The organism is Bradyrhizobium sp. T-12 (assembly GCF_058314695.1).
Map to the genome: position 1 here is coordinate 835,415 of NZ_CM177756.1, position 23,270 is coordinate 858,684.

Genomic DNA, 23,270 nt, shown 5'->3' on the forward strand with positions numbered 1-23,270 from the left:
ATGAATCACGAGCCGACCATATCGCAGGATGTCAGCGCCAAGCCGGGCGATCGTAAGCCGGCCAAGCGCCGTGGGCTGGGCCGCGATGCGGTGGTTGCGTCCATCTGCGGCGGCGTGGTCGCGCTGATGGTCGGTGCGTCCTACGCGGCGGTGCCGTTCTACAATTGGTTCTGCCGCGCCACCGGTTTCAACGGCACGACGCAAGTCGCGACCTCCGCGCCGGCCACGGGGCCGATCGCGCGGAAGATCTCCGTGCGTTTCGATTCCAACGTCGCGCCCGGCCTGCCCTGGAAGTTCGAGCCGGAGCAGAACGAGATCGAGGTCAAGATCGGAGAGGTCGTGACCGTCTTCTACACCGTGACCAACCAGGCCGCGCGCACCACGGCCGCCCAGGCCGCCTACAATGTCGCGCCGCTGACGGTCGGATCCTACTTCCAGAAGATCAACTGCTTCTGCTTCACCGAGCAGACCATGGCGCCCGGCGAGAAGCGGGAGATGCCCGTTGTGTTCTACGTCGACCCGTCGATCACCGAGGATCACGAGAACGACGGGCTCAACACGATCACGCTGTCCTACACCTTCTATCCGGTGAAGGATCCCGTGGTGAAGCCGCTGGCATCGGGCGAAGGCGACAAGCGCAAGGGAAATCTCTGACCGCCGGGCTCGCGCTCGCAAGGTCGGAACCAAGGGGATAAGTGCCTGACAGGCACGGGATTGAGGAGAGAGACCGCAAATGGCAACGGCGCACACCAAGCATCACGACTATCATCTGGTCGATCCCTCTCCGTGGCCGGCCGTCGGTTCGCTCTCGGCCTTCATCATGGCGGTCGGCGCGATCTCCTGGATGCATCACATGTACTCGGCCGCGCCGATCGTGTTCGGCGTCGGCACCGTGGGCGTGCTCTACACGATGGTGAGCTGGTGGGGCGACGTGATCAAGGAAGCCCAGTACAAGGGCGACCACACCCGCGTCGTGCAGCTGCATCACCGCTACGGCATGATCCTGTTCATCGCCTCCGAGGTGATGTTCTTCGTCGCCTGGTTCTGGGCCTATTTCAACGCGGCGCTGTTTCCGGCCGACGCGGTCCACGCCACCCGCGACGCCGTGTTCGGCTGCGGCCTTGGCACCCAGGCCGGCGCCTGCGCGGTCCCCGGCACCTGGCCGCCGAAGGGCATCGAGACTTTCGATCCCTGGCACCTGCCGCTCCTGAACACGCTGATCCTGCTGACCTCGGGCACCACCGTGACCTGGGCGCACCACGCGCTGCTCGAGAACGACCGCCAGGGCCTGAAATACGGCCTGATCCTCACCGTCGTGCTCGGCGCGCTTTTCACCTGCGTGCAGGCCTATGAGTACGGCCATGCGGCGTTCTCGTTCGGCGGCAACGTCTACGGCGCGACCTTCTTCATGGCGACCGGCTTCCACGGCTTCCACGTGCTGGTCGGCACCATCTTCCTGCTCGTGTGTCTGTTCCGCGCCTATGCCGGCCACTTCACGCCGAAGCAGCACCTCGGCTTCGAGTTCGCCGCCTGGTACTGGCACTTCGTCGACGTGGTCTGGCTGTTCCTGTTCCTCTGCATCTACGTCTGGGGACACGGCGCCGAGACCATGGCCCACGGCGCGCACTGAGCCGCGAGGCAGATGATCACAAAGGGCGGCCGCAGGGCCGCCCTTTCGCATTTGGGACGCCGCAAGTTTCGGCGAGAAGTGTGATAGAGTCCGCCATCATGAACGACACCGCCGGCAAATCCGAGTCCGAGACCACCGTCCTGCAGAGCGCGCTGCGCGGGCTTGCCTGCAGATGTCCGCGTTGCGGCCAGGGCAAGCTCTATGCGGGCTTCCTCAACCTCGCGCCCGCCTGCGAGCGCTGCGGTCTCGACTACGCCTTCATCGATACCGGCGATGGTCCGGCGATCTTCATCATCATGCTGGCCGGCGGGATCGTCGTTGCGGCAGCGCTCATCGTCGAGGTCAAATACCAGCCGCCATACTGGCTGCATGCGGTGCTGTGGTTGCCGCTGATCCTGGCCACCACGCTGTTGCCGCTGCGTGCGATGAAGTCGCTGCTGATCGCGCTGCAATTCCACCACAAGGCGGCGCCGGGCCGACTGGTCGACCGCACGAAATGAACCAGCCCGCGCGCAAGCCTCGCGTGGCCGGCTTCGCGCTGTTCACGCTGTTCCTGACGGCTGTTCTGCTGGCGCTCGGCCTTTGGCAATTGCAGCGGCGGACCGCAAAGCACGAGCTGATCGCGGCGCTCACCGAGCGGCTTGCCGCGGCGCCCATCGCGCTGCCGTCACCGGCCCAATGGGCTGCGCTCAATCCCGCACGCGACGAATTCCGCCGCGTCAGCTTCACGGCGACCTACGCGGCCCTGCCCGATGCGATGGTCTATTCGTCCGGCTCGGCGGTGCGCAAGGATGCCTCCGGCCCCGGCACCTGGGCGTTCCTGCCGGCGCGGCTTCCGAGCGGCGAGACGGTCGTGATCGATGCGGGCTTCGTCGAGAACACCATGCAGGACCGCGGCGTCGAGGATCGCGCGGTGAAGAAGCTCGTGACCGGGCAGCCGGTCGCGTTCACGGGCTATCTGCGCTTTCCCGAGGCGGCCGGCTGGCTGACGCCGACGGAGAACCGCGACAAGCGGCTCTGGTTCGTGCGCGATCATCCGGCCATCGCAAGCGCGCTCGGCTGGGGCGCGGTGGCGCCGTTCTATGTGGATCTCGAGCAGCCGGCGCCCGAGAACGGCATTCCCCGTCCGGGGCCGCTCGACGTGCATCTGAAGGATGACCACCTGCAATATGCCGTCACCTGGTTCTTGCTCGCGGGCGCCGTGCTGATCGCCTTTGCGGTGTGGGCCAGAGGCCGGCGGCAGAGCTGAGCTGGTCGGTCTCCGCGCGGGAACCCGGTATCGCCCGGGGTTTATTATTCAGCGCACATTCACGAGTGTGGTCCTAAGCCGCCAGTGGTTTCCCGCGGCAGACAGGATTGCGGCGTGAGCGATTTCGATCAGATGGGAATTGTCGTCGACTGGCTGGACGCCTGCCGGAAGGGCGACCTCACGACGTTGCTCGACCTCTATGCGGACGACGCCCAGGTCGAATGCACGTGCAACGGCGCGCGGCGCTATCGCGGCCGGAGCGAGCTTGAGGCCTATTGGCAGCCGCGGCTCAGCGCGTTCTCGCTGGCGGGTTTCGGGCTGGAGGAAATTCGCCCGGCGCCCCATGGCGTCGATCTCGAATATTCCGTCGCCGGCGCGCTGCGCATTCACGCCTCCTTTCGCTTCAGTCCGGAAGGCAAGATCCGCAGCACGCTGTGCGAGCCGGCGCGGCAGAACGCGCATGACGGCTGTTGCGCCTGCTGAAGCACGATCGAAAAAGTGCGCAGCGGTTTTCCGAAGAGATCACGCTTGAAGAACAACCTAGAGCGCGATGACGATTCTTCCTCATCGCGTTGCGCTTTAGCCGCTGGCCGGCGCCTCGCGTGTCGTCTCGGCCGGAAGGCGGCAACGGACATAGGTTCGCTCGTCCACGCGCAGCAGTGACAGCGATCCGCTGAGCGCGCGCACGCGCTCATGCATGCCGGTCAGGCCGCGGCCGAAGGCATTGTCGGCGGGGAAGCCGCCGCCGTCGTCGGAGATCTCGACGATCAGTGTTTCGCCGGCGATGGTCGCCTGGACATGGGCGCTGCCGGCCTTGGCGTGGCGCAGCACGTTGGTCAGTGACTCCTGGATCACGCGATAGACGGTACGCGCCAACGGCCCGTCGATCACGTCGAGATCCGGATCGATCGTATCCGTCAGGATGATATGAGGCGCCTGCTTGCGAAAGTTTCGGAGCAGCGTCTGCACGCTGGTCGCAAGGCCCAGCTCCTCGATGTAGAGCGGCCGCAGCCGATCGAGGATGCGCCGGTTGGTCTGCTGCAGCGCTTCGACCGATTGCAGCACCTCTTCCGCCGAGTTGCCGAGATTTCCCGCCTGGGGCGAGGCGTCGATCAGTGCGATCGTGCCGGCGCGGATGCTGAACAGCAGCGGTCCGAGTTCGTCGTGCAATTCGCGGGCGAGATCGCGCCGCTCGTCGTCCTGGAGCGATACCAGACGATGCATCAGATCGCGATTGTCCTGGCTCAATTGCGCGAGCGTTGCCGCCAGCGCGTTTGCCTCCGCACAGCTCTGCCGAATCTCGGGCGGCCCTCCGACCGGGATCGGCGTCGCGTAATCGCCACGCCGCATCCGCGTCAGGCCTTTGCCGAGATGCTGCAGGGGGCGCAGAGCCGATCCAGTGAAGGCGTAGGCGATAATTCCAGTGAGCACCATCAGCATGGCGACGAGACTGGTCAAAGCGAGAAAGCCGATCCACTTCTCGAATAGGTCGGCTGACAGATCCGGCAAAAACACGATATCGCCGATGTGCTTGCCATCAATGACCACAGCAGACGCGGTATCCATGTCCGGTATGGTCAGAAGATTGATGAACCACCCTGGAACCAGCTTCAGGTTGCGCGTGTCATCTCTCGGGGAGGGAGAAGGACCCTCTTCGACCCGACGGAATTGAATATCGGAGGAGGTGTCCAGCGACTGGACGAAGGCATCCAGCGTCTTCTGCGGATTGTCCGAGGCGCGCAGCGTGTTGTTGAGCGCGGTGGCAAGAATCCTGGTCGAGCGCCGGGCCGGCTCGTTCTCATCGGCAAGCTGCCCGGTTGCAAATATCTGCAGCAATATGCCGCCCAGGATCAGCGCGGCGAGAAAACTCGCGCCGAGCGGAAGAAACAGTTGTGTTCTGAACGACAGTTGGTGCCACATTAGGTCAATTCTAACGCGCATCGGCGGGATTTGCTCTTTCCATTTGTTCCCGGCGGTCTATGAGTCAAGAAAACAAGAGAGCGCGCGATGCAAGATACTGCCAAGCCGGGGACCCGGGTCCTGATCGTCGACGACCATCCCGTGGTGCTGTCCGGTTGCCGCACCCTGTTCGCGTCCGACCATTCGATCCGTATCGAGGAGGCGACGGACGCCAAATCCGGGCATCGCGCCTATGTCAGCAAGCGTCCAGACGTCGCCGTGATCGACATCAGCCTGCCCGATGTCTCCGGCTTCGAGCTGATGCGACGGATCCGCAAGGACGATCCCGACGCCAAGATCATCATGTTCAGCATGAACGACGATCCGGCCTTCGTGGTGCGGGCAGTCGAGCTTGGGGCGCAGGGTTATGTTTCCAAGGGCGACGATCCCAGGATCCTGCTTAAAGCGGTGCGCAAGGTGGTCGCGGGCGACAATTTCATCTCACCGCAACTCGCGGAAGCCGTGACGTTTTCCGGCGCGGCGATCAAGGCCAACCCGGCCTCGCAGATGACGCCGCGGGAGCTCGAGATTCTCCGCCTGCTCGGACGCGGCGACAAGATCGTGGAAGTCGCGGAAGCGCTCGGCATCTCCTACAAGACGGTCGCCAACACCACGTCCCTGCTCAAGCAGAAATTGGGGGCCAAGAACCACTCCGACCTGATCAGGATCGCAGTGGAAATCGGGATGAATTGACGTCCCGGGGCTGCCCGGGCACCACCGGCCCGGAAGCGCCGAACCGGCCGCTCCAGCCGGTTCGGCGGGACGGATCGGTGTCAGCGCGCAGCCGGGCAATGCATGGACACCGCCGACACCCATCCGCCGACCCCAATGGGCGGAGGCAGGGTTCGTTCCCAACGAATCCCATAATTCGGGAAAGAGCGGCAATGTGCGACGTGCTGCTGCACGGGAGCGTTTGCCGGGCCCGGATCTCGATCGGGAAAAATAGGAACATTTGCTTGCCCTCATCGTTTTCGCCCTTGACGGTTTCGTGACAGGCGACGAAAGAGTTGCGCGAACAGTTTTGAGGGGGCGACGACCCCGAGAGGCAAATCGGTCTGCACACATCAACGACAGACCTTCCAAGAGAGGGGCTGCGGCATCGCCGCAGCCCCTTTTCGTTGACCGGGGGAGAGGCGGGAAGCGGTTTCCCGATGCCGCAAAACACTTTATGGTGGCCCAAAGCCTCTGGCCGCTAACAAGTAATTTCGTGAAATCAAAGGCTTAACGAGCGGCGCAGGCCGCTCGGCCTTTGGAGGGCAGTTTGACTCGTTATATCTCGACCCGGGGCGAGGCCCCCGAACTCGGCTTCTGCGACGTGATGCTGACCGGGCTTGCCCGCGACGGCGGCCTGTATGTGCCGAACATCTGGCCGCAGCTCTCCAGCGAGACCATCGCCGGTTTCTTCGGCCGTCCCTATTGGGAGGTCGCGGTCGATGTGATTCGTCCCTTCACCGGCGGCGAGATCACCGATGTCGAGCTCGGCCGCATGGCGAACGAGGCCTATGCGACCTTCCGCCATCCCGCGGTGGTGCCGCTGCGCCAGATGGCGCCGCACCAATTCGTGCTGGAGCTGTTCCACGGTCCGACGCTCGCCTTCAAGGACGTGGCGATGCAGCTCATCTCGCGGCTGATGGACCATGTGCTCGCCAAGCGCGGTCAGCGCACCACCATCGTGGTCGCGACGTCGGGCGATACCGGCGGCGCCGCGGTGGAGGCTTTCGCCGGCCTCGAGAACGTGGATCTGATCGTGCTGTTTCCGCACGGCCGCATCTCGGAGGTGCAGCGGCGGATGATGACGACGACGGGCGCGGCCAATGTCCATGCGCTCGCCATCGAGGGAAATTTCGACGACTGCCAGGCGCTCGTGAAGGGGATGTTCAACAACCATCGCTTCCGCGATGCGACCTCGCTCTCCGGCGTCAATTCCATCAACTGGGCGCGCATCGTCGCCCAGGTGGTCTACTACTTCACGTCCGCCGTTGCCGTCGGTGCGCCGGCGCGCGCGGTGGATTTCGTCGTGCCGACCGGCAATTTCGGCGACATCTTTGCCGGCTACGTCGCCAAGCGCATGGGATTGCCGGTGCGGACCCTGCGCATCGCCGCCAACGTCAACGACATTCTCGCGCGCACGCTGAAGACGGGGATCTACGAAGTGCGCGAGGTGCACGCGACCGCGTCGCCGTCGATGGACATCCAGATCTCGTCGAATTTCGAGCGGCTGCTGTTCGAGGCTGGCCGGCGCGATGCGGCGGGTGTGCGCCGCCTGATGGATTCGCTGAAGCAGTCTGGACGTTTCGTGCTGCCCGATGCGACACTGGCCGCCATCCGCGAGGAGTTCGACGCCGGTCGCGCCGACGAGACCGAGACCGCGGCTGCGATCCGTGCCGGCTGGCGCGAGGCGGGCGAGCTGGTCGATCCCCATACGGCAGTGGCGCTCGCTGTCGCCGATCGCGACACCACGGACACTGGGGTGCCGAGCATCGTGCTTTCCACCGCTCATCCGGCCAAATTCCCCGACGCCGTCGAAGCGGCCTGCGGCCAGCGGCCGCAACTGCCGGCCTGGCTCGACGGATTGATGACCAAATCCGAACACATGAAGGTGATGAAGAACGATCAGGCCGAGGTCGAGCGGTTCGTGCTGGCGGTCAGCCGCGCCGCAAAGCAGGGAGTTGCCGGATGAGTGTCGAGATTTCCAAGCTTGCCTCCGGCCTGACCGTCGTCACTGACGAGATGCCCCATCTCGAGACCGCGGCGCTCGGTGTCTGGGCCGGCGTCGGTGGCCGCGACGAGAAGCCGAACGAGCACGGCATTTCGCATCTCTTGGAACACATGGCGTTCAAGGGCACGACCAAGCGCTCCTCGCGCGAGATCGTCGAGGAGATCGAGGCGGTCGGCGGCGACCTCAATGCCGGCACCTCGACCGAGACCACGTCCTATTACGCGCGGGTGCTGAAGGCCGACGTGCCGCTCGCGCTCGACGTGCTCGCCGACATCCTCGCCAATCCCGCCTTCGAGCCCGACGAGCTGGAGCGCGAGAAGAACGTCATTGTGCAGGAGATCGGTGCCGCGCAGGACACACCCGACGACGTCGTCTTCGAGCATCTCAACGAGCTCTGCTATCCGGACCAGCCGATGGGCCGCTCACTGCTCGGCACGGCCAAGACGCTGCGCGCCTTCAACCGCGACATGCTGCGCGGCTATCTTTCGACGCATTATCGCGGACCCGACATGGTGGTGGCGGCGGCCGGCGCGGTCGATCACAGCCAAGTGGTCGCCGAGGCCGAGAAGCGCTTCGCGACTTTCGAGGGGACGCCGGGTCCGAAGCCGCAAACCGCCCAGTTCGGCAAGGGCGGCGCCAAGGTGGTGCATCGCGAGCTGGAGCAGGCGCATCTGACGCTGGCACTGGAAGGCGTGCCGCAGAGCGATCTGTCGCTGTTCTCGCTCCAGGTCTTCACCAACATCCTCGGCGGCGGAATGTCCTCGCGCCTGTTCCAGGAGGTGCGCGAGAAGCGCGGCCTCTGCTACTCCATCTATTCGTTCCACGCGCCCTATACCGACACCGGCTTCTTCGGCCTCTACACCGGTACCGATCCGGCCGACGCGCCGGAGATGATGGAGGTCGTGGTCGACATCATGAATGATTCGGTGGAGACGCTGACCGAGGCCGAGATCGCGCGGGCCAAGGCGCAGATGAAGGCGGGCCTCCTGATGGCGCTGGAGAGCTGCTCGTCCCGCGCCGAGCAGCTTGCCCGGCATGTCCTTGCCTATGGGCGGCCGCAGACGGTGGAGGAGCTGGTGGCCCGGATCGACGCCGTCAGCGTCGAATCGACCCGGGACGCGGCGCGGGCGCTGTTGTCGCGGAGCCGGCCGGCCGTTGTCGCATTGGGCAGTGGCAGGGGTCTGGACACGGCGGTGTCTTTTGCGGAAGGATTGACCCGGGCACGTGCCAAGGCGCGGCTGCATTAGGAGCCGCGCGCGGGTCGATCTGCCCCGGGAAGCATCACCATGGCCCTCTTTCGCCTGCCGTCCAGTGGACCCGCCGCCCTCGCACCGCGCGGCAACGGGCTATTGCTGCGCGCGCCGCAGATGTCGGACTTCCTGCAATGGGCACATCTGCGTGAGTCCAGCCGCGACTACCTGACGCCCTGGGAGCCGATCTGGCCGTCGGACGATCTCACCCGCTCAGGCTTTCGCCGCCGTCTGCGCCGCTATTCCGAGGACATCGCCGCGGACCGCTCCTATCCCTTTCTGATCTTCCGCGAGCTCGACGGCGCCATGGTCGGCGGCATCACGCTGGCCAATGTCCGCCGCGGCATCGTGCAGGCCGGCACCATCGGCTATTGGGTCGGGCAGCCCCATGCCCATCGCGGCTACATGACGGCGGCGCTGCGGGTGCTGCTGCCGACACTGTTCGGCGAGCTCAATTTGCACCGGGTCGAGGCGGCCTGCATCCCCACCAATGCGCCGTCGATCCGGGTGCTGGAAAAGTGCGGTTTCTCACGCGAGGGGCTCGCCCGCCGCTACCTCTGCATCAACGGGGTCTGGCAGGATCATCTGCTGTTCGGCCTGCTGCATGAGGATTTCCGCGGCTGAGCCGCCCGATTCGCGTGGCCAAATCCCCCATTTTGCTGCCTTGGGTTCGCCGATTTTGGCGATATAACCCGCGGGGCCTGCCGGCGATCGGCCGGGTTTTGTCATGGAGTAGGGGCTTTGATGGGGAAGCAGCTTCGGTCGTCGCGGAATGTCCTGCAGCAGGTGCCTGCGATCGCGCTTGTTGTGTCGGTGTCGCTCGCCTCTGTCTCGCCGGTGGCGGCCCAGTCACTGACCGACCGTTTCAAGAGCCTGTTCGGCGGCAAGTCCGACGAGCCGGCCCAGCCCAAGCCGCCGCCGGCGCCCGGCCAGCCTGCCGAAGACGACCTCGATTGCCCCCAGGTGACGGTGCGCGCGGGGGCCTCGACCTATGCGGTCGGTGCCAGCGGCAAGCCGGCTGTCGGCAATGAGATTCGCTTCCAGGCCTCGATCACCAAGATGGCGCGCGAATGTGCCCGCAGCAGCGGCGGCATCACGGCCCGGATCGGTATCCAGGGCCGCGTGATCGCCGGTCCCGCCGGCGCGCCTGCCTCCGTCGAGGTGCCCTTGCGCATCGCCGTCGTGCAGGGCGGCGTCGGCGAGAAGGTGATCGCCTCGAAGGCCTACCGCACCACGGTCGACATGACCGAGGGCGGCAGCGTGCCCTTTACCTTCGTGATCGAGGACATGACCTATCCGGTGCCGGCACCCGCGGTCGCCGACAACTACATTTTCTATGTCGGCTTCGACCCGCAGGCGCTCTCGCCCGAGCCGAAGGGGCGGAAGAAGAAGTAGGGCGGGTAGTGCCCCGGACGCAGCGCAGCGCTTCTTCAGCGGTGCTCTGCGTCGCGTCATTGCATGCCGCGCCGCGTCCGGGACACGAAACCCTTGAGCCAACAAAAAAGCCGGCGCTCATCGCGCCGGCTTTTGATTGGTGAAGGCAATTGCCTCAGTTCAGCTTCTGCCGGACTTCGTTGATGCCCTTGGCGAGCAGATCGTCGGCGACCTGGCCCTTGACCGACTGCGACAGGATCGTCGAGGCGGCCTGGACGGCGGCCTCCGCGGCGGCGGCGCGGACATCGGCCACCGCCTGGGCCTCGGCGAGTGCGATCTTGCTCTCGGCGGTCTTGGTACGGCGGGCGACGAAGTCTTCCATCTTCGCCTTGGCCTCGGTCGCGATGCGCTCGGCTTCGCTTCTGGCGTTGGCGATGATCTCGGCGGCCTCGCGTTCGGCCGAGGCGGTGCGCGCCTTGTAGTCGGCGAGCACCTTGGCGGCTTCCTGCTTGAGGCGCTGGGCGTCGTCGAGCTCGGCCTTGATGCGCTCGGCACGATGATCGAGCGCGGTCATCGCCGACTTGAAGACCCCGAGATAGCCGAACACGACCATCAGGATCACGAAGGCGATGGCGACCCAGGTTTCAGGATCGAAGAACATCTGTGGCTAACCTTTCAGCGACGCATCGACCGCGGCATTGACTGACGCGGCATCGGGGACGACGCCGGTGAGCTGCTGCACGATCTGACCTGCCGCATCGGCCGCGATGCCGCGGACGTTGCTCATGGCGGCGGCGCGGGTCGAGGCGATGGTCTTTTCCGCCCCGGCGAGCTTGGCCGCCAGTTGCTCTTCCACGGCCTTGCGCTCGGCGTCCGCCTGCGCATTCGCCTTGTCGCGGGATTCGTTGCCGATCGCCTGCGCCCGCGAACGCGCCGAGGCGAGCTCGCTTTCATAGGCCTTCAGCGCCGCGTCGGACTGGTCCTTCAGCTTCTGCGCTTCGGCGAGGTCGCCCTCGATCTTGTTCTGACGCGCCTCGATCGCCCCGCCGACCTTGGGCAGAGCGAGCTTGGACACGATCACATAAAGCACGACGAAGAAGATCGCGAGCGACACCAGCTGCGAAGCATAGTTGCTGCTCTCGAACGGCGGAAAGCCGCCACCGTGGTGACCACCGTCAGCCTCGGTGTGTGCGCCCGCCGCCGGACCCTTCGCCCCGCCATGACTCTCAGCCATGGAGTACTCCTGTTGCTGTCAAGCGCGCCGCTTCGGTTGAAGTGGCGCGAAGAACGTCGTCCTCAGAGCGGAACGAACAGCAGCAGCAGCGCGATCAGCAGCGAGAAAATGCCGAGCGCTTCGGTCACGGCGAAGCCGAAGATCAGGTTGCCGAACTGGCCCTGAGCGGCCGACGGGTTGCGAACCGCCGCGGCGAGGTAGTTGCCGAAGATCACGCCGACGCCGACGCCCGCGCCGCCCATGCCGATGCATGCGATGCCCGCGCCGATAAGTTTTGCTGCTGCCGGATCCATTTTAGACTCCTTGGAAGAAAGATTGGGTTGTGGGTGGAAATTCCCCGGACCGCTCAGTGTCCCGGATGAATGGCGTCGTTGAGGTAGATGCAGGTCAGGATCGCAAACACATAGGCCTGCAGGAACGCGACCAGGATCTCGAGGGCGTACAGCGCGACCGTGAGCGCCAGCGGCAGCACGCCGCCGACCCAGCCGAGTGCGCCGAGCGAGAAGCCGAGCATGGCGACGAAGCCCGCGAACACCTTCAGCGCGATGTGGCCGGCCAGCATGTTGGCGAACAGACGGACGCTGTGGGAGACCGGCCGCAGGAAGAACGACAGGATCTCGATGAACATCACCAGCGGCAGGATGTAGCCGGGGACGCCGTGGGGCACGAAGATCGAGAAGAATTTCAGGCCGTTCTTGGCGACGCCGTAGATCAGCACGGTAAAGAACACCAGAAGCGCGAGCGCTGCCGTCACGATCAGATGGCTCGAGATCGTGAAGGTGTAGGGGATGATGCCGACCAGGTTCGAGACGCAGATGAACATGAACAGCGAGAAGATCAGCGGGAAGAACTTCATGCCTTCCGCGCCGGCCGTCGAACGGATGGTGCTGGCTACGAATTCGTAGGAGATCTCGGCGACCGACTGCAGGCGCCCGGGAACCAGCTGCGTGCCGCTGGCAAGCATCAGGATCGAGATGATCGCCACCGCCACCAGCATGTAGAGCGACGAATTGGTGAAGGCGATCGTGTGATTGCCGATATGGCCCAGGGTGAAGAGAGGCTCGATGTTGAACTGGTGGATCGGATCGATTTTCATCAGCGCGGCATCTCTTGGTCTGCCGGGCTATGCCGGCGGGTCTCGGTCTGCCGGCCGGGCCGGCCCGTACCGGCAAGACCGGCACGATCAATCTCATGGTGCGGATCGGCTATGATCCACCGCGCCTGTTCTGACCCGCGCCTGCCGTTCTCACCACATTCACTACGCCGGCGACGAAGCCCAGCAACAGGAACACGATAAACCCGAAAGGCGAGGTCGACAGCAAGCGGTCGAAACCCCAGCCAATCCCCGCTCCGACCACGACGCCGGCGATCAACTCCGAGGATAGTCGGAAACCTAGCGCCATCGCCGAGGCTCTGGCCGCTCCGTCTCCACCGTCACCTGCGGGTTGCTCGGTCTTGATCCGGCGGTCGCGAAATTCGGACAACCTCTGATCAAGACTTCCGAGCCGTTCGGAAAGCGCAGCTTCCTCGGACGATTTATCGCGATCCCCATTCTCGCCGTGTCCCGTGCCCTGTGTCATGCAACGAAGACCCGAAACGCCGCGGCTGAATGGAAATTGCGCCCGCCACCCTCAAAAGCCGCGCGGACCATACTGATGGCCTATAATCAAGTCAAGCCAAGTCACGATTGCGTCGCTTTCGTTTATGTATCTGATTTATTTGGAGATATTGGCGTGCACGGCAGCGCTGCACACAGCGTGACGCCGCACCGCAGCAGCTCGCCTCGGGATCGGCGGACGCGACCGGCCTTTCGCCGTGCCGCCGGGATCAAAGACGCCGCCGGGATCGTTGATGCCGGTGTGCGTTTTGGGCGGCGGATCGCCACGCCGGGGTGTAGAATTTGCCGGATTGCCACCTCCACGTCGTGGCGGAGAGCGCGATGAGACCCCTGAAATCATCCACAACATCCTGCGCAAGATCCTGCGCCACATCCTGGCTTGCGGCGGCGGCGTTTGCCGCGGCGATGGCGATAGGCGGCGGTCTCATGGCCGCGCCGGCGACGCCCGACAGCGAAAACGGTCGCTACAGCATGACGCCCATTCCCGAGGGCGTGCTGCGGCTCGACACCCGCACCGGCACGGTCTCGACCTGCAGCAAGAACGGCGCCGGCTGGGCCTGCTATGTAGTGCCGGACGAACGGACCGCACTCGATGCCGAGATCGGCCGGCTCCAGGCCGAGGTCGAGAAGCTGAAGGGACAGCTCGCGGCGGGGCCGACGGTGTCGGGCAAGGTCGACGAGGCGCTGCCGAAATCCGACCCGCTGAAGAAAGCCGAACCGAAGAGCGCCGAGGGCGAGCGCAAGATCGAGATCCCGCTGCCGAGCGACCAGGACGTCGATCGCGTGATGTCGTTTCTGGAAAAGGCCTGGCGGCGGCTGATCGACATGGCCAACCGGGTGCAAAAGGACGTGTCGGGAAAGATCTAGCTCATAGCGAGATGCCGTAGGGTCGGCAAAGCAAAGCGTGCCCGCCAATTCCAATGATCGGGAAAGATCTTGGGCACGGCGGCTTTCCGAGTTGAGAGACCTTCCATGACATCTACCAAATCCGTCACCCGCTCGGCGCCATCGACGGTGCAAGCCGCCACCGTCTCATCGTCACTGCTGACTGTGCAGACATCGGGTCATGGCTTCACCGATCTCACCGGCGAAGCTGCAAAATTCATCAACGAGGTTCGCGCGCGCGACGGTGCGTTGACGCTGTTCATCCGCCACACCTCGGCCTCGCTGACGATCCAGGAGAACGCTGATCCTTCCGTGCTCGTCGACCTCACGACCGCGCTGTCCCGGCTCGCGCCGGAGAATGCCGGGTGGACCCACGACACCGAAGGCCCGGACGACATGCCGGCACACGTCAAGACGATGTTGACCGGGGCCTCGCTTCAGGTCCCGGTGCTGAACGGCAGGCTCGCACTCGGCACCTGGCAGGCGATCTATCTGATCGAGCATCGCAGGCGCCCGCACCGGCGCGAGGTGGTGCTGCAATTCGTCGGCTCAGCAATCCCATAAAACAAAACCGGCCGCGGAAACCGCGGCCGGTTGATGCTGGTTGAGATCGGTGCTTTCGATCAGGTCGCCTTGATGTCGACGTCCTTGGTCTCGGGCAGGAAGAGCAAGCCGATCACGACGGTAATCGAAGCGAAGATGATCGGGTACCAGAGGCCGGCATAGATGTCGCCGGTCGAGGCCACGATGGCAAAGGCGGTCGCCGGCAACAGGCCGCCGAACCAGCCGTTACCAATGTGGTAGGGCAGCGACATCGAGGTGTAGCGGATGCGGGTCGGGAACAGTTCGACCAGCATCGCGGCGATCGGGCCGTACACCATGGTGACGAACAGCACCAGGACGAACAGCAGCCCGATGATCGCGGCCACCTGCGGACGGAAGATGTCGAACGGATGCGCCATCTTCACGATGCCGGCGTCGCCGGCCTTCGGATAGCCGGCTGCCTGCACGGCGGCGAGGACTGCCGGGTTGCTGTCCTTGGCGTTGGTGTAGGCGACTTCCTTGCCGTTGACCATCACCTTCACGCCCGAGCCGGCGGCTCCCGGCGCGGTCGAGTACTTGACCGACGACTGCGATAGGAAGGCGCGCGCGGTGTCGCAAGGTGCCGTGAAGACGCGGGTGCCGACCGGGTTGAACAGGTCGCCGCAGCCCGCGGGATCGGCCACAACCTCGACCTTGGTCTGCTCGATGGCCTTCTCCAGCGCCGGGTTGGCGTTGGTGGTGATCATCTTGAAGATCGGGAAGAAGGTCAGTGCCGCGATCAGGCAGCCGCCGAGGATGATCGGCTTGCGGCCGATCTTGTCGGACAGCATGCCGAACACGATGAAGAAGCCGGTGCCGAGCAGTAGCGACCAGGCGATCAGCAGGTTGGCGGTGTAACCGTCGACCTTCAGGATCGATTGCAGGAAGAACAGCGCGTAGAACTGGCCGGTGTACCAGACCACGCCCTGGCCCATCACGCCGCCGAGCAGCGCGAGCAGCACGAGCTTGCCGTTCTGCCAGTTGCCGAAGGCTTCCGTCAGCGGCGCCTTCGAGCTCTTCCCCTCGTCCTTCATCTTCTGGAAGATCGGGGATTCATTGAGGCGGAGCCGGATCCAGACCGAGACGCCGAGCAGCAGCACCGAGACCAGGAACGGGATGCGCCAGCCCCAGGCGGCGAAGTCGGGTTCGCCGAGGGCGCTGCGGGTGAACAGGATCACCAGCAGCGACAGGAACAGGCCGAGCGTCGCGGTGGTCTGAATGAAGGAGGTGTAATAGCCGCGCTTGCCGTTCGGAGCGTGCTCCGCGACATAGGTCGCCGCACCGCCGTACTCACCGCCGAGCGCCAGGCCCTGGGCGAGGCGCAGCGCGATCAGGATGATCGGGGCCGCGATGCCGATGGTCGCCGCGTTTGGCAGCAGGCCGACGATGAAGGTCGACAGACCCATGATCAGGATGGTGACGAGGAAGGTGTATTTGCGGCCGACGATGTCGCCGACGCGGCCGAACACGATCGCGCCGAACGGGCGGACCAGGAAGCCGGCTGCGAACGCCAGCAGCGCGAAGATGTCGCGGGTTGCCGGCGGATAGGCCGAGAAGAACTGCGCGCCGATGATGCCGGCGAGTGAACCGTAGAGGTAGAAGTCGTACCACTCGAAGACGGTACCGAGCGAGGAAGCGAGGATGACGAACCGTTCGTCCTTTGTCATCCCTCCCGCGCGTGCTTGAGACACAGCCATCGTCGACATATTGAATCGCTCCCCGAAATGCGTTTCCTCGCGCCCCGGATGTCCGGACATGCCGGATCAACCCAGGTCTTGCCCGCAAGGTAACATCGGCGTGAAAGCTGCCCCAATACGACTTTCGGCCTTGCGCACTGACGTGCAGCTGACGTCCGGTATCGGGCAACGGCGTGCCGCCACGGAGATTCCAAGATTAACCCCTTTGCAGCAAAGGGATAATGTGCACTTGCATGCCACGTCCGCTCGGGGAAGAATTGGTTCATCCGGGTCGGTCTGCCGGCCCGCGAACGACAGCAAGAGAACGATGAACGCTCCCTCGACCCATCTCGTCATCGCCGATGACCATCCCCTGTTCCGCGACGCGCTGCGACAGGCGGTGGCCGGCGTCCTGACCTCGGCCCAAATCGACGAGGCCGGGTCGTTCGAGGATCTGACCAAGCTCCTGGAACAGGCCTCGGACGTCGATCTGATTCTGCTCGACCTCTCGATGCCCGGGATCTCGGGCTTTTCCGGCCTGATCTACCTGCGGGCGCAATATCCGGCGATCCCGGTGGTGATCGTCTCGGCGTCCGACGACGGTGCCACGATCCGCCGCTCGCTCGATTTCGGCGCCTCCGGCTTCATTCCGAAGCGGTTCGGCGTCGAGACCTTGCGCGACGCCATTCTCAAGGTGATGGAGGGCGACGTCTGGGTTCCCGCCGACACCGACCTGTCCGCAGCCAGCGATCCCGACATGACGCGCCTGCGCGACCGACTGGTGACGCTGACGCCGCAGCAGGTCCGGGTCCTGATGATGTTGTCGGAGGGGCTGCTCAACAAGCAGATCGCCTACGAGCTCGGGGTCTCCGAGGCCACCATCAAGGCGCATGTCTCGGCGATCCTGCAAAAGCTCGGCGTCGAGAGCCGCACCCAGGCGGTGATCGCCGCCGCCAAGATCGCCAGCGGCCAGTGGAAGCAGGGCACCCCGACGGGGTGAGCCTCGCTACAACATCTTCAGAAGCGCATCGGCAGCCCGGATATCCGCCGTCTCCGAACCTTCGGCAAAGCCTTCAAGCGACGATTGCAGCAATCCCTTCGCTTCCTCGCGCCGGCCGCGTTCGCCGATGAGCCCGGCGAGATCGACCACCGCCCGCAGTTCCCAGGCTTTCGCGCCTTGGGCGCGGCTGAGCTCCAGCGCCTGCATCAGGCAGGCCTCGGCGTCCTGCATCCGCGGCGCCGGCTGGTGTGACAGGACCTTGCCTTTCATCCGCAGCAGTTCGGGCATGTAGAGGTGGTCGCCGCTCCGCTCGACCAGCCGGATCGCATCGTCGATGAGGTGCGCGCTCTGCTCGAACCGTCCGAGCGCGAGCAAGCCCTGGACCAGCGCGATGTTGAAGGTCGTGGTCAGCAGCTCGTAGCCGGCATCGTGGAGCTCGCGCAGGCAAGTCCCGATCGTCTCGACGCCACCGGCGGCATCGCCGCGCCGGATCGCCAGCTCGCCTTTGACGCCGCGGCCGACCGCAAGATAGGGCCCCATCGAGCGCGAATTGGCGTGCGCGATGAAGCGGTCGATGTCCTCCTCCGCGCCGTCGAGGTCGCCGCTCCAGAGCTCGATGGCGACCGCCCAGATCAGCGCGATGCAGAGCGTGATCGGATGATCCATCTGCGCAGCCTCGCTGACCGTCTGCCGCGCCAGTTGCAGCGCATCCGCGGGCCGGCCCTGCAGCCAGAGCTCCCGGGCGAGCGTGATGCCGGCCCGGTTGCGATGATCGAAGCCGTAGACCGTGCTGATTCGTTCCGTGCCCGGTCCCCGCCAGGCCATCTCCAGCATCTTCAGCGCGTCGCGATGCCTGCCTGCCAGATGCAGCGAGACGCCGAGGAGGGAATGGGCGAGGGCGATCGAGGCCGCATCGCCTAGCGACCTTGCGACGGCGAGGCTCTGCTGCGCATAGCCAAGCGCGGCGTCGAACTCTCCCATCCGCTCGTGAAAGATATGCATCCGGCCGAGCAGCTGGAGCTGGTTGATCTGGTCGCCGCGCGCCTCGGCGATCGCAAGGCTCCGGCTCAGGGCGTTGCGCGCCGCTTCGCTGCCGCCGCGGGTGAACATCAAGGTCAGTCCGAGCGCGGCCTGGATGTGCATTTCCTCGGCGCTGCCGCGCGCGGAGGGCACCATTGCCAGCAGCGCACGTTCCGACCAGCGCCGGCATTCGATCAACAGGGACATCGCCAGGAAGATCGGCGCCGCGGCGGCGGCGAGCGCGATACCGGCGCCGAGATCGCCGCCCGCGCCGAAGCACCAGTCGAGCGCGGCGCGCACGTTGTGAAGCGCGGAGAAGTGAGCCGCCCGTTCGTCCGCGCTCGGCACATTGGCCCAGCTCATGCCGGCCTGTTCCAGCCATCGCCGGTAGTAGGTCGCGTGGCGGACGGCGAGCGCCGTGTCATCAGGCTCGATCTCGCGCAGATAGGCGCGCGTGGTGTCGAGCAGGCGATAGCGCATCATGGCGCCGATCGGGCGCGGGGCGACCATCGATTTGGCAACGAGACTGTCGACGGCATCGAACAAATGAGCGTGGTCGACGCGCTCGTCCGGCACGACTTCGAGCGCTGCGTCGAGGGTGAAATGGCCGGCGAAGACCGCGAGCCTGCGCAGCACCAGGCGTTCGCGATCCGACAATAGCCCGTAGCTCCAGTCGATCGTGGCCTGCAATGTCTTCTGCCGGGGTGGCGCCGTCCGCTGGCCTTGCCAGAGCAGGTTGAGACGCTCGTCGAGCAGTGCGGCCGTTTGCGCGAGGCCGTAGGCTTCGACCCGGCCCGCGGCGAGCTCGATCGCCAGCGCCATGCCGTCGAGCTTGCGGCAGATCCTCGCGATGACTGCGGCATTTGCATCGTCGAGCGTGATCTGCGCGCCGCCGGCTGTGGCACGTTCGAGGAATAGTTGAAGTGCGGGATAGGTCTGTGCTGCGGCGGCGGTCAGGCCGGAATTGTCGGGCGGGACGGCGAACGGGGCCAATCGATAGACCTGCTCGCCCTCGACGCGCAGGGCTTCGCGGCTGGTCGCGAGGATATGGACGTGCGGCGCCGCATGGAAGATCTCCGCGGCCAGCGGTGCGGCCCCTGCGATGACGTGCTCGCAATTGTCGAGGATCAACAGCATCCGCTTGTCCCTGAGATGCGCGAGCAGCGCGGGCAGGGGATCGTCGGTCTCCGCCGGCAGGCCAAGCATCAGCAGGATCGAGGTGATCACGAGATCGGGATCGCTGAGCGAGGCAAGGTCCACGAAGTGCGCGGCATCGGAGAATGATTCGAGCAGGTCGTGCGCGATCGCCACGGCGACCGCGGTCTTGCCGACGCCGCCGGGGCCGACGATCGTGACGAAGCGCGAGGCGAGGAGCTTGCCGGAGACGGCGGCGATCGCATCGTCGCGCCCGACCATCCGCTGCAGCCGGTTCGGCAGTTTCACGGGCGGCAATTCCAGCCGCGGCGCGGGGCGCTGCACCGGGGCGATATTTGTCTGCGAGATCGGCGCCACGAAGCAATAGCCGCGGCCGGAAAGCGTCGTGATGTAGCGGGCGCCATCCTTGCCGTCGCCGAGCGCCTTGCGAAGCGCTGCGACATGAAAGCGCAGATTGGTCTCCTCGACGGTGATGCCGGGCCACACCAGCGCCATCAGGTCCCATTTGCTGACGACCTCATTCGGCCGCGACATCAGCGCCATCAGCGTGTCGAAGGCTTTCGCGCCGAGCGGCAACGCGACGCCGTCGCGCATCACCAGCCTTTCATGCGGCGTCACGGAAAATGGCCCGAACGACAATGTTCCCGTCGCGGTGACGGCCGGCTCTGTCATGGCGAAATCTTGGTCCCTTCGGAAGGACCCGATAGCCAGATGATCGCGATCCGGCAAGGCCGCTCCTGCATCGGCATCAGACCGCGGATGCAGGCCTTTGTGAGGCGCCAGGCGAGACCTCACAACTTCTCACAAGTCCAAACGGGTGTGCCGTCGCAGCCGCTGCTAGTCAGTGGCGTGACGACGAGGAGACCATGATGACGCAGGCGGCGAAGTTACTCTACACGGCCAGGACCCACACCAGCGGCGGGCGGCACGACGGCATATCGCGCAGCTCTGACGGCCGCCTGGACGTCAAGCTGTCGCCGCCTGATGGCACCGGCATCGGTACCAATCCCGAGCAATTGTTCGCCGCCGGCTGGTCGGCCTGCTTCGAGGGCGCGATGGAGATCGCCGCCCGCAAGCGCAAGCTCGAGCTTCCCAGGAAATGCGCTGTCGATGCGGAGATCGATCTCGTGCTCGACGACGGCGCCTATTCGCTCCGGGCACGCCTCAATGTCAGCCTGCCGGGCCTCGACCCCGAGATCGCGCGCGGCATCGTCGATGATGCGCATCAGACCTGTCCCTATTCCAAGGCCGTTCGCGGCAACATCGACGTCACGGTCATGCTGATCTGACGCAACGATCACCAAGCACCACGAGGTACGACCATGAAGCCACCAATCATCGACCAGCATCGTCGCAAGTTTTTCGGCGTGGCCGCCGGAACCGTCGCCGTCGGCCTCGGCGTGATCGACCTCGCACGCGCCGAAACGGAAGCGCCGCGATCATCCGGATCGACCGCGTCATTCGGCGCGATCAAGCAGATCGATGCCGGCGTCCTCAATGTCGGGTATGCCGAGGCCGGACCTTCGAACGGTCCCGTGGCGATCCTGCTGCATGGCTGGCCTTACGACATCCACGCCTTCATCGACGTCGCGCCGATCCTGGTGAAGGCCGGCTATCGCGTGATCATCCCTCATCTGCGCGGCTACGGCACGACGCACTTCCTCTCCGGCGAGACGCCGCGAAACGGTGAGCCCGCGGCGATGGCCGCCGACATCATCGCGCTGATGGACAAGCTCGATATCAAGAAGGCGGTCGTTGCCGGCTTCGACTGGGGCGCTCGCACCGCCGACATCATCGCCGCGTTGTGGCCGGAGCGCTGTCGCGCGCTGGTGTCGGTCAGCGGCTATCTGATCTCCAGCCAGGCCGCCGGCAACATGCCGCTGCCGCCGCAGGCCGAGCTGCAATGGTGGTACCAGTTCTATTTCGCGACCGAGCGCGGCCGCGCCGGATACGAGAAGTACACGCACGATTTCGCCAAGCTGATCTGGAAGCTCGCCTCGCCGCAGTGGAAGTTCGACGACGCCACCTTCGCCCGCAGCGCGGCGGCGCTGGATAACAAGGATCATGTCGCGATCACGATCCACAATTACCGCTGGCGGCTCGGGCTCGCCCAGGGCGAAGCGAAATACGAACATCTCGAAAGGAAGCTGGCGGCTGCTCCCGTCATCGAGGTGCCGACCATCACCATGGAAGGCGACGCCAATGGCGCACCGCATCCCGATCCCAGCGCCTATGCCAAGAAGTTCTCGGGCCGGTACGAGTTTCGCCTGATCACCGGCGGCGTCGGCCATAATCTGCCGCAAGAGGCGCCAGAAGCCTTCGCCAAGGCCGTCATCGACGCCGACGGCGTCTGATCATTGATGCGATCCTCGGTCCAGCGTGGCTGGACCGAGGATGTGCCGCCCCCAACCTGCAGAAATGACATGACGTCCAGCGAACCTGAAACGCAGAAGCGCTCCTATGCCACGGCGATCACGCTGGCAGCGCTTGTTCTCGTCCTTCTCCTGACCTTTGTGCCTTACCTGATTTCGATCGCCCTTGCCGAGGCGCCCGCGCAGAGTTCGGCGGAAGCCTCGCCGATCTTCGGCGTCACCATTCCGCCCGGCTACAGGCAATGGGAGTTGATCGCTCCGGCCGAGGAGGCCGCCCCGCTCGACGAGCTTCGCGCCGTCGTCGGCAACCAGACCGCAGTCGACGCCTATCAGGCCGGTAAGCTTCCGTTCCCGGACGGCAGCATCCTGGTCAAGCGCGCCTGGAAACGGAAACAGTCGCCCGAGTTTGCATCAGCGACGATTCCCGGCGCCGCCACCACGGTCCAGGTGATGGTCAAGGATTCCAGGAAGTACGCCGCGACCGGCGGCTGGGGCTTTGGCCGCTTCGTCGACGGCAAGCCGGTTGACGAAGCCCAGCATCGTACCTGCTGGGGCTGCCACGAAGCCCGCGCCAAGAGCCGCGATTACGTCTTCACGCGGCTGGCGCCCTGAAGCGGGCCTCTGCCGGCGCAAGAGCAAAGCGGAATCATCCGGCGCTCGGAGCTTTGCCGGTTTTGACCCGGGGAAGCTGACCGAGGCGATGTATGAACCATTTGAATTCCGACCCCGACCAAGGGTCGGAAGAGAGTTTCTCAAAAAAAGGCGCGGGCGGACCATGACGCAGCTTCCAAACTTGATCCGCGGGATCCCGACGCGCCAGAAGCGATCCGGCGAGCGAAGAAAGACTTGAGCACAGAATGATGAGCAATTGAGCCATGCAGAAGCGCTCAATCTCCAATGTGAGGCGATTCGGAGCTTATGGCCGAAAGACGGTCCTCCTGCTGCTTCTCCTTTTCGCGATCCCCGCGGACGATTGCTTCGCGCAGGCAACACCGCCGCCAGTCGACGGACATGCGTTGGAGCGCGTGTCGCCGACGATCAAGAAGAGATTGGCAACCCGCTTTTCGTTAGGCGCGTTCGCCGGCCGCTTCGAGGAGACGCCGCTCGGCGCGGTCCGCGACACCGTGGGTGAAGGGACCATCCAACATCGAGGCGATGCTGGAGACAGCATCTATTGGCTGTGTTATCGGCGCGCGCAGCATCGAATATGGGTCGTGTCCAGCGGAGAGATGGGCGGCCCGGACCATCGCGTCACGGAGATTGTCGAAGAGCTCGCCGAGAAGGACACCGAGGCTTCGACCGATTGCGCCATCGTCCCGGAAAAGTTCGGGCCGCTCGTCTTCGACGGCAAGCTGCATTTAGGGATGTCGCGTTTGGAGGTGGTCAGGGCGCTGGGACCGCCGTCGAAGTCGGACGCTGCCCGGATGGTGTATTCTCATGCCGGAAAGCTCGCAGACGGTTTCGATGAAACCGCATGGCTCATTCTCCGATTTCGTGAGGAAAACCTCGTGTCCATGCGCGGCGGCAAGACCACGACGAATTGAAGT

Annotated in this window: 25 protein-coding genes; 17 read left to right on the plus strand and 8 right to left on the minus strand. The window is 65.0% G+C overall.

The annotated features are described in order from the left end of the window. From AC0WRY_RS03955 to AC0WRY_RS03975, 5 genes are all read left to right on the plus strand, one after another. Positions 1-654, plus strand: a complete 654-nt coding sequence (locus AC0WRY_RS03955) for a cytochrome c oxidase assembly protein (RefSeq protein WP_194405767.1) — start codon at positions 1-3, stop codon at positions 652-654. A gap of 79 nt (positions 655-733) precedes the next feature. Continuing rightward, on the plus strand, positions 734-1,630 hold the full coding sequence (locus AC0WRY_RS03960) for a cytochrome c oxidase subunit 3 (RefSeq protein ID WP_194405768.1): 897 nt from the start codon (positions 734-736) through the stop codon (positions 1,628-1,630). Between the two features lie 98 nt (positions 1,631-1,728). After that, positions 1,729-2,130, plus strand: a complete 402-nt coding sequence (locus AC0WRY_RS03965; protein WP_491122695.1) for a DUF983 domain-containing protein — start codon at positions 1,729-1,731, stop codon at positions 2,128-2,130. Next, positions 2,127-2,879 carry an SURF1 family protein gene (locus AC0WRY_RS03970; RefSeq protein WP_194405770.1) on the plus strand — a complete coding sequence of 251 codons (753 nt, stop codon included), beginning with the start codon at positions 2,127-2,129 and terminating at the stop codon, positions 2,877-2,879. The genes AC0WRY_RS03965 and AC0WRY_RS03970 overlap by 4 nt, the downstream gene beginning before the upstream one ends. 114 nt (positions 2,880-2,993) lie before the next feature. After that, positions 2,994-3,362, plus strand: coding sequence for a nuclear transport factor 2 family protein (locus AC0WRY_RS03975; RefSeq protein WP_194405771.1), 369 nt, complete (start codon positions 2,994-2,996; stop codon positions 3,360-3,362). 96 nt (positions 3,363-3,458) lie between these two features. Here AC0WRY_RS03975 and AC0WRY_RS03980 read toward each other — a convergent pair whose 3' ends face one another. Continuing rightward, positions 3,459-4,799 (minus strand): histidine kinase, encoded by a 1,341-nt coding sequence (locus AC0WRY_RS03980; RefSeq protein ID WP_194405772.1) that lies wholly within the window; start codon positions 4,797-4,799, stop codon positions 3,459-3,461. An 87-nt stretch (positions 4,800-4,886) separates the two neighbouring features. On the opposite strand from AC0WRY_RS03980, the gene AC0WRY_RS03985 reads away from it, so the two are divergent. From AC0WRY_RS03985 to AC0WRY_RS04005, 5 genes are all read left to right on the plus strand, one after another. Continuing rightward, on the plus strand, positions 4,887-5,531 hold the full coding sequence (locus AC0WRY_RS03985; RefSeq protein ID WP_194405773.1) for a response regulator transcription factor: 645 nt from the start codon (positions 4,887-4,889) through the stop codon (positions 5,529-5,531). Positions 5,532-6,099: 568 nt separating this feature from the next. Next, on the plus strand, positions 6,100-7,518 hold the full coding sequence (gene thrC, locus AC0WRY_RS03990; RefSeq protein WP_194405774.1) for a threonine synthase: 1,419 nt from the start codon (positions 6,100-6,102) through the stop codon (positions 7,516-7,518). Beyond that, positions 7,515-8,804, plus strand: a complete 1,290-nt coding sequence (locus AC0WRY_RS03995; RefSeq protein WP_194405775.1) for a M16 family metallopeptidase — start codon at positions 7,515-7,517, stop codon at positions 8,802-8,804. The genes thrC and AC0WRY_RS03995 overlap by 4 nt, the downstream gene beginning before the upstream one ends. Positions 8,805-8,843: 39 nt before the next feature. Then, complete coding sequence (locus AC0WRY_RS04000) at positions 8,844-9,431, plus strand: GNAT family N-acetyltransferase (RefSeq protein WP_011084002.1); 588 nt, start codon at positions 8,844-8,846, stop codon at positions 9,429-9,431. Positions 9,432-9,551: 120 nt separating this feature from the next. Continuing rightward, a complete protein-coding gene (locus AC0WRY_RS04005; RefSeq protein ID WP_194405776.1) occupies positions 9,552-10,202 on the plus strand; it encodes a hypothetical protein in 651 nt (216 codons plus the stop codon). Positions 10,203-10,356: 154 nt separating this feature from the next. Here AC0WRY_RS04005 and AC0WRY_RS04010 read toward each other — a convergent pair whose 3' ends face one another. From AC0WRY_RS04010 to AC0WRY_RS04030, 5 genes are all read right to left on the minus strand, one after another. Further along, a complete protein-coding gene (locus AC0WRY_RS04010) occupies positions 10,357-10,842 on the minus strand; it encodes a F0F1 ATP synthase subunit B family protein (protein WP_194405777.1) in 486 nt (161 codons plus the stop codon). A 6-nt stretch (positions 10,843-10,848) separates the two neighbouring features. Next, positions 10,849-11,415, minus strand: a complete 567-nt coding sequence (locus AC0WRY_RS04015) for a F0F1 ATP synthase subunit B (RefSeq protein ID WP_194405778.1) — start codon at positions 11,413-11,415, stop codon at positions 10,849-10,851. A gap of 62 nt (positions 11,416-11,477) precedes the next feature. Continuing rightward, a complete protein-coding gene (locus tag AC0WRY_RS04020) occupies positions 11,478-11,708 on the minus strand; it encodes a F0F1 ATP synthase subunit C (protein ID WP_007599451.1) in 231 nt (76 codons plus the stop codon). Positions 11,709-11,761: 53 nt separating this feature from the next. Further along, positions 11,762-12,511, minus strand: a complete 750-nt coding sequence (locus AC0WRY_RS04025) for a F0F1 ATP synthase subunit A (RefSeq protein ID WP_007605089.1) — start codon at positions 12,509-12,511, stop codon at positions 11,762-11,764. A gap of 109 nt (positions 12,512-12,620) precedes the next feature. Beyond that, the gene (locus AC0WRY_RS04030; protein WP_063197865.1) at positions 12,621-12,995 is read right to left on the minus strand and encodes an AtpZ/AtpI family protein; all 375 of its coding nucleotides are present in this window, start codon (positions 12,993-12,995) and stop codon (positions 12,621-12,623) included. Positions 12,996-13,438: 443 nt separating this feature from the next. On the opposite strand from AC0WRY_RS04030, the gene AC0WRY_RS04035 reads away from it, so the two are divergent. Next, positions 13,439-13,900, plus strand: coding sequence for a hypothetical protein (locus AC0WRY_RS04035; RefSeq protein ID WP_194408155.1), 462 nt, complete (start codon positions 13,439-13,441; stop codon positions 13,898-13,900). Between the two features lie 105 nt (positions 13,901-14,005). Then, positions 14,006-14,482 (plus strand): secondary thiamine-phosphate synthase enzyme YjbQ, encoded by a 477-nt coding sequence (locus AC0WRY_RS04040; RefSeq protein WP_194405779.1) that lies wholly within the window; start codon positions 14,006-14,008, stop codon positions 14,480-14,482. A gap of 59 nt (positions 14,483-14,541) precedes the next feature. Here AC0WRY_RS04040 and AC0WRY_RS04045 read toward each other — a convergent pair whose 3' ends face one another. Further along, positions 14,542-16,167, minus strand: coding sequence for an MFS transporter (locus AC0WRY_RS04045; protein ID WP_194405780.1), 1,626 nt, complete (start codon positions 16,165-16,167; stop codon positions 14,542-14,544). 337 nt (positions 16,168-16,504) lie between these two features. Between AC0WRY_RS04045 and AC0WRY_RS04050 the strand changes: the two genes are divergently transcribed. Further along, positions 16,505-17,176 carry a response regulator gene (locus AC0WRY_RS04050; protein WP_491122696.1) on the plus strand — a complete coding sequence of 224 codons (672 nt, stop codon included), beginning with the start codon at positions 16,505-16,507 and terminating at the stop codon, positions 17,174-17,176. 6 nt (positions 17,177-17,182) lie between these two features. Here the strand turns inward: AC0WRY_RS04050 and AC0WRY_RS04055 are convergent, their stop codons facing one another. After that, complete coding sequence (locus AC0WRY_RS04055) at positions 17,183-20,023, minus strand: ATP-binding protein (RefSeq protein ID WP_491122697.1); 2,841 nt, start codon at positions 20,021-20,023, stop codon at positions 17,183-17,185. Positions 20,024-20,220: 197 nt separating this feature from the next. On the opposite strand from AC0WRY_RS04055, the gene AC0WRY_RS04060 reads away from it, so the two are divergent. From AC0WRY_RS04060 to AC0WRY_RS04075, 4 genes are all read left to right on the plus strand, one after another. Then, positions 20,221-20,640: an organic hydroperoxide resistance protein gene (locus AC0WRY_RS04060; RefSeq protein WP_194408156.1), complete on the plus strand. Its 420-nt coding sequence runs from the start codon at positions 20,221-20,223 to the stop codon at positions 20,638-20,640. A 33-nt stretch (positions 20,641-20,673) separates the two neighbouring features. Further along, positions 20,674-21,705, plus strand: a complete 1,032-nt coding sequence (locus AC0WRY_RS04065; RefSeq protein ID WP_194405783.1) for an alpha/beta fold hydrolase — start codon at positions 20,674-20,676, stop codon at positions 21,703-21,705. A 69-nt stretch (positions 21,706-21,774) separates the two neighbouring features. After that, a complete protein-coding gene (locus AC0WRY_RS04070; protein WP_491122698.1) occupies positions 21,775-22,335 on the plus strand; it encodes a cytochrome P460 family protein in 561 nt (186 codons plus the stop codon). Between the two features lie 263 nt (positions 22,336-22,598). Further along, complete coding sequence (locus AC0WRY_RS04075; RefSeq protein ID WP_491122699.1) at positions 22,599-23,267, plus strand: hypothetical protein; 669 nt, start codon at positions 22,599-22,601, stop codon at positions 23,265-23,267. Positions 23,268-23,270: the final 3 nt, after the last annotated feature.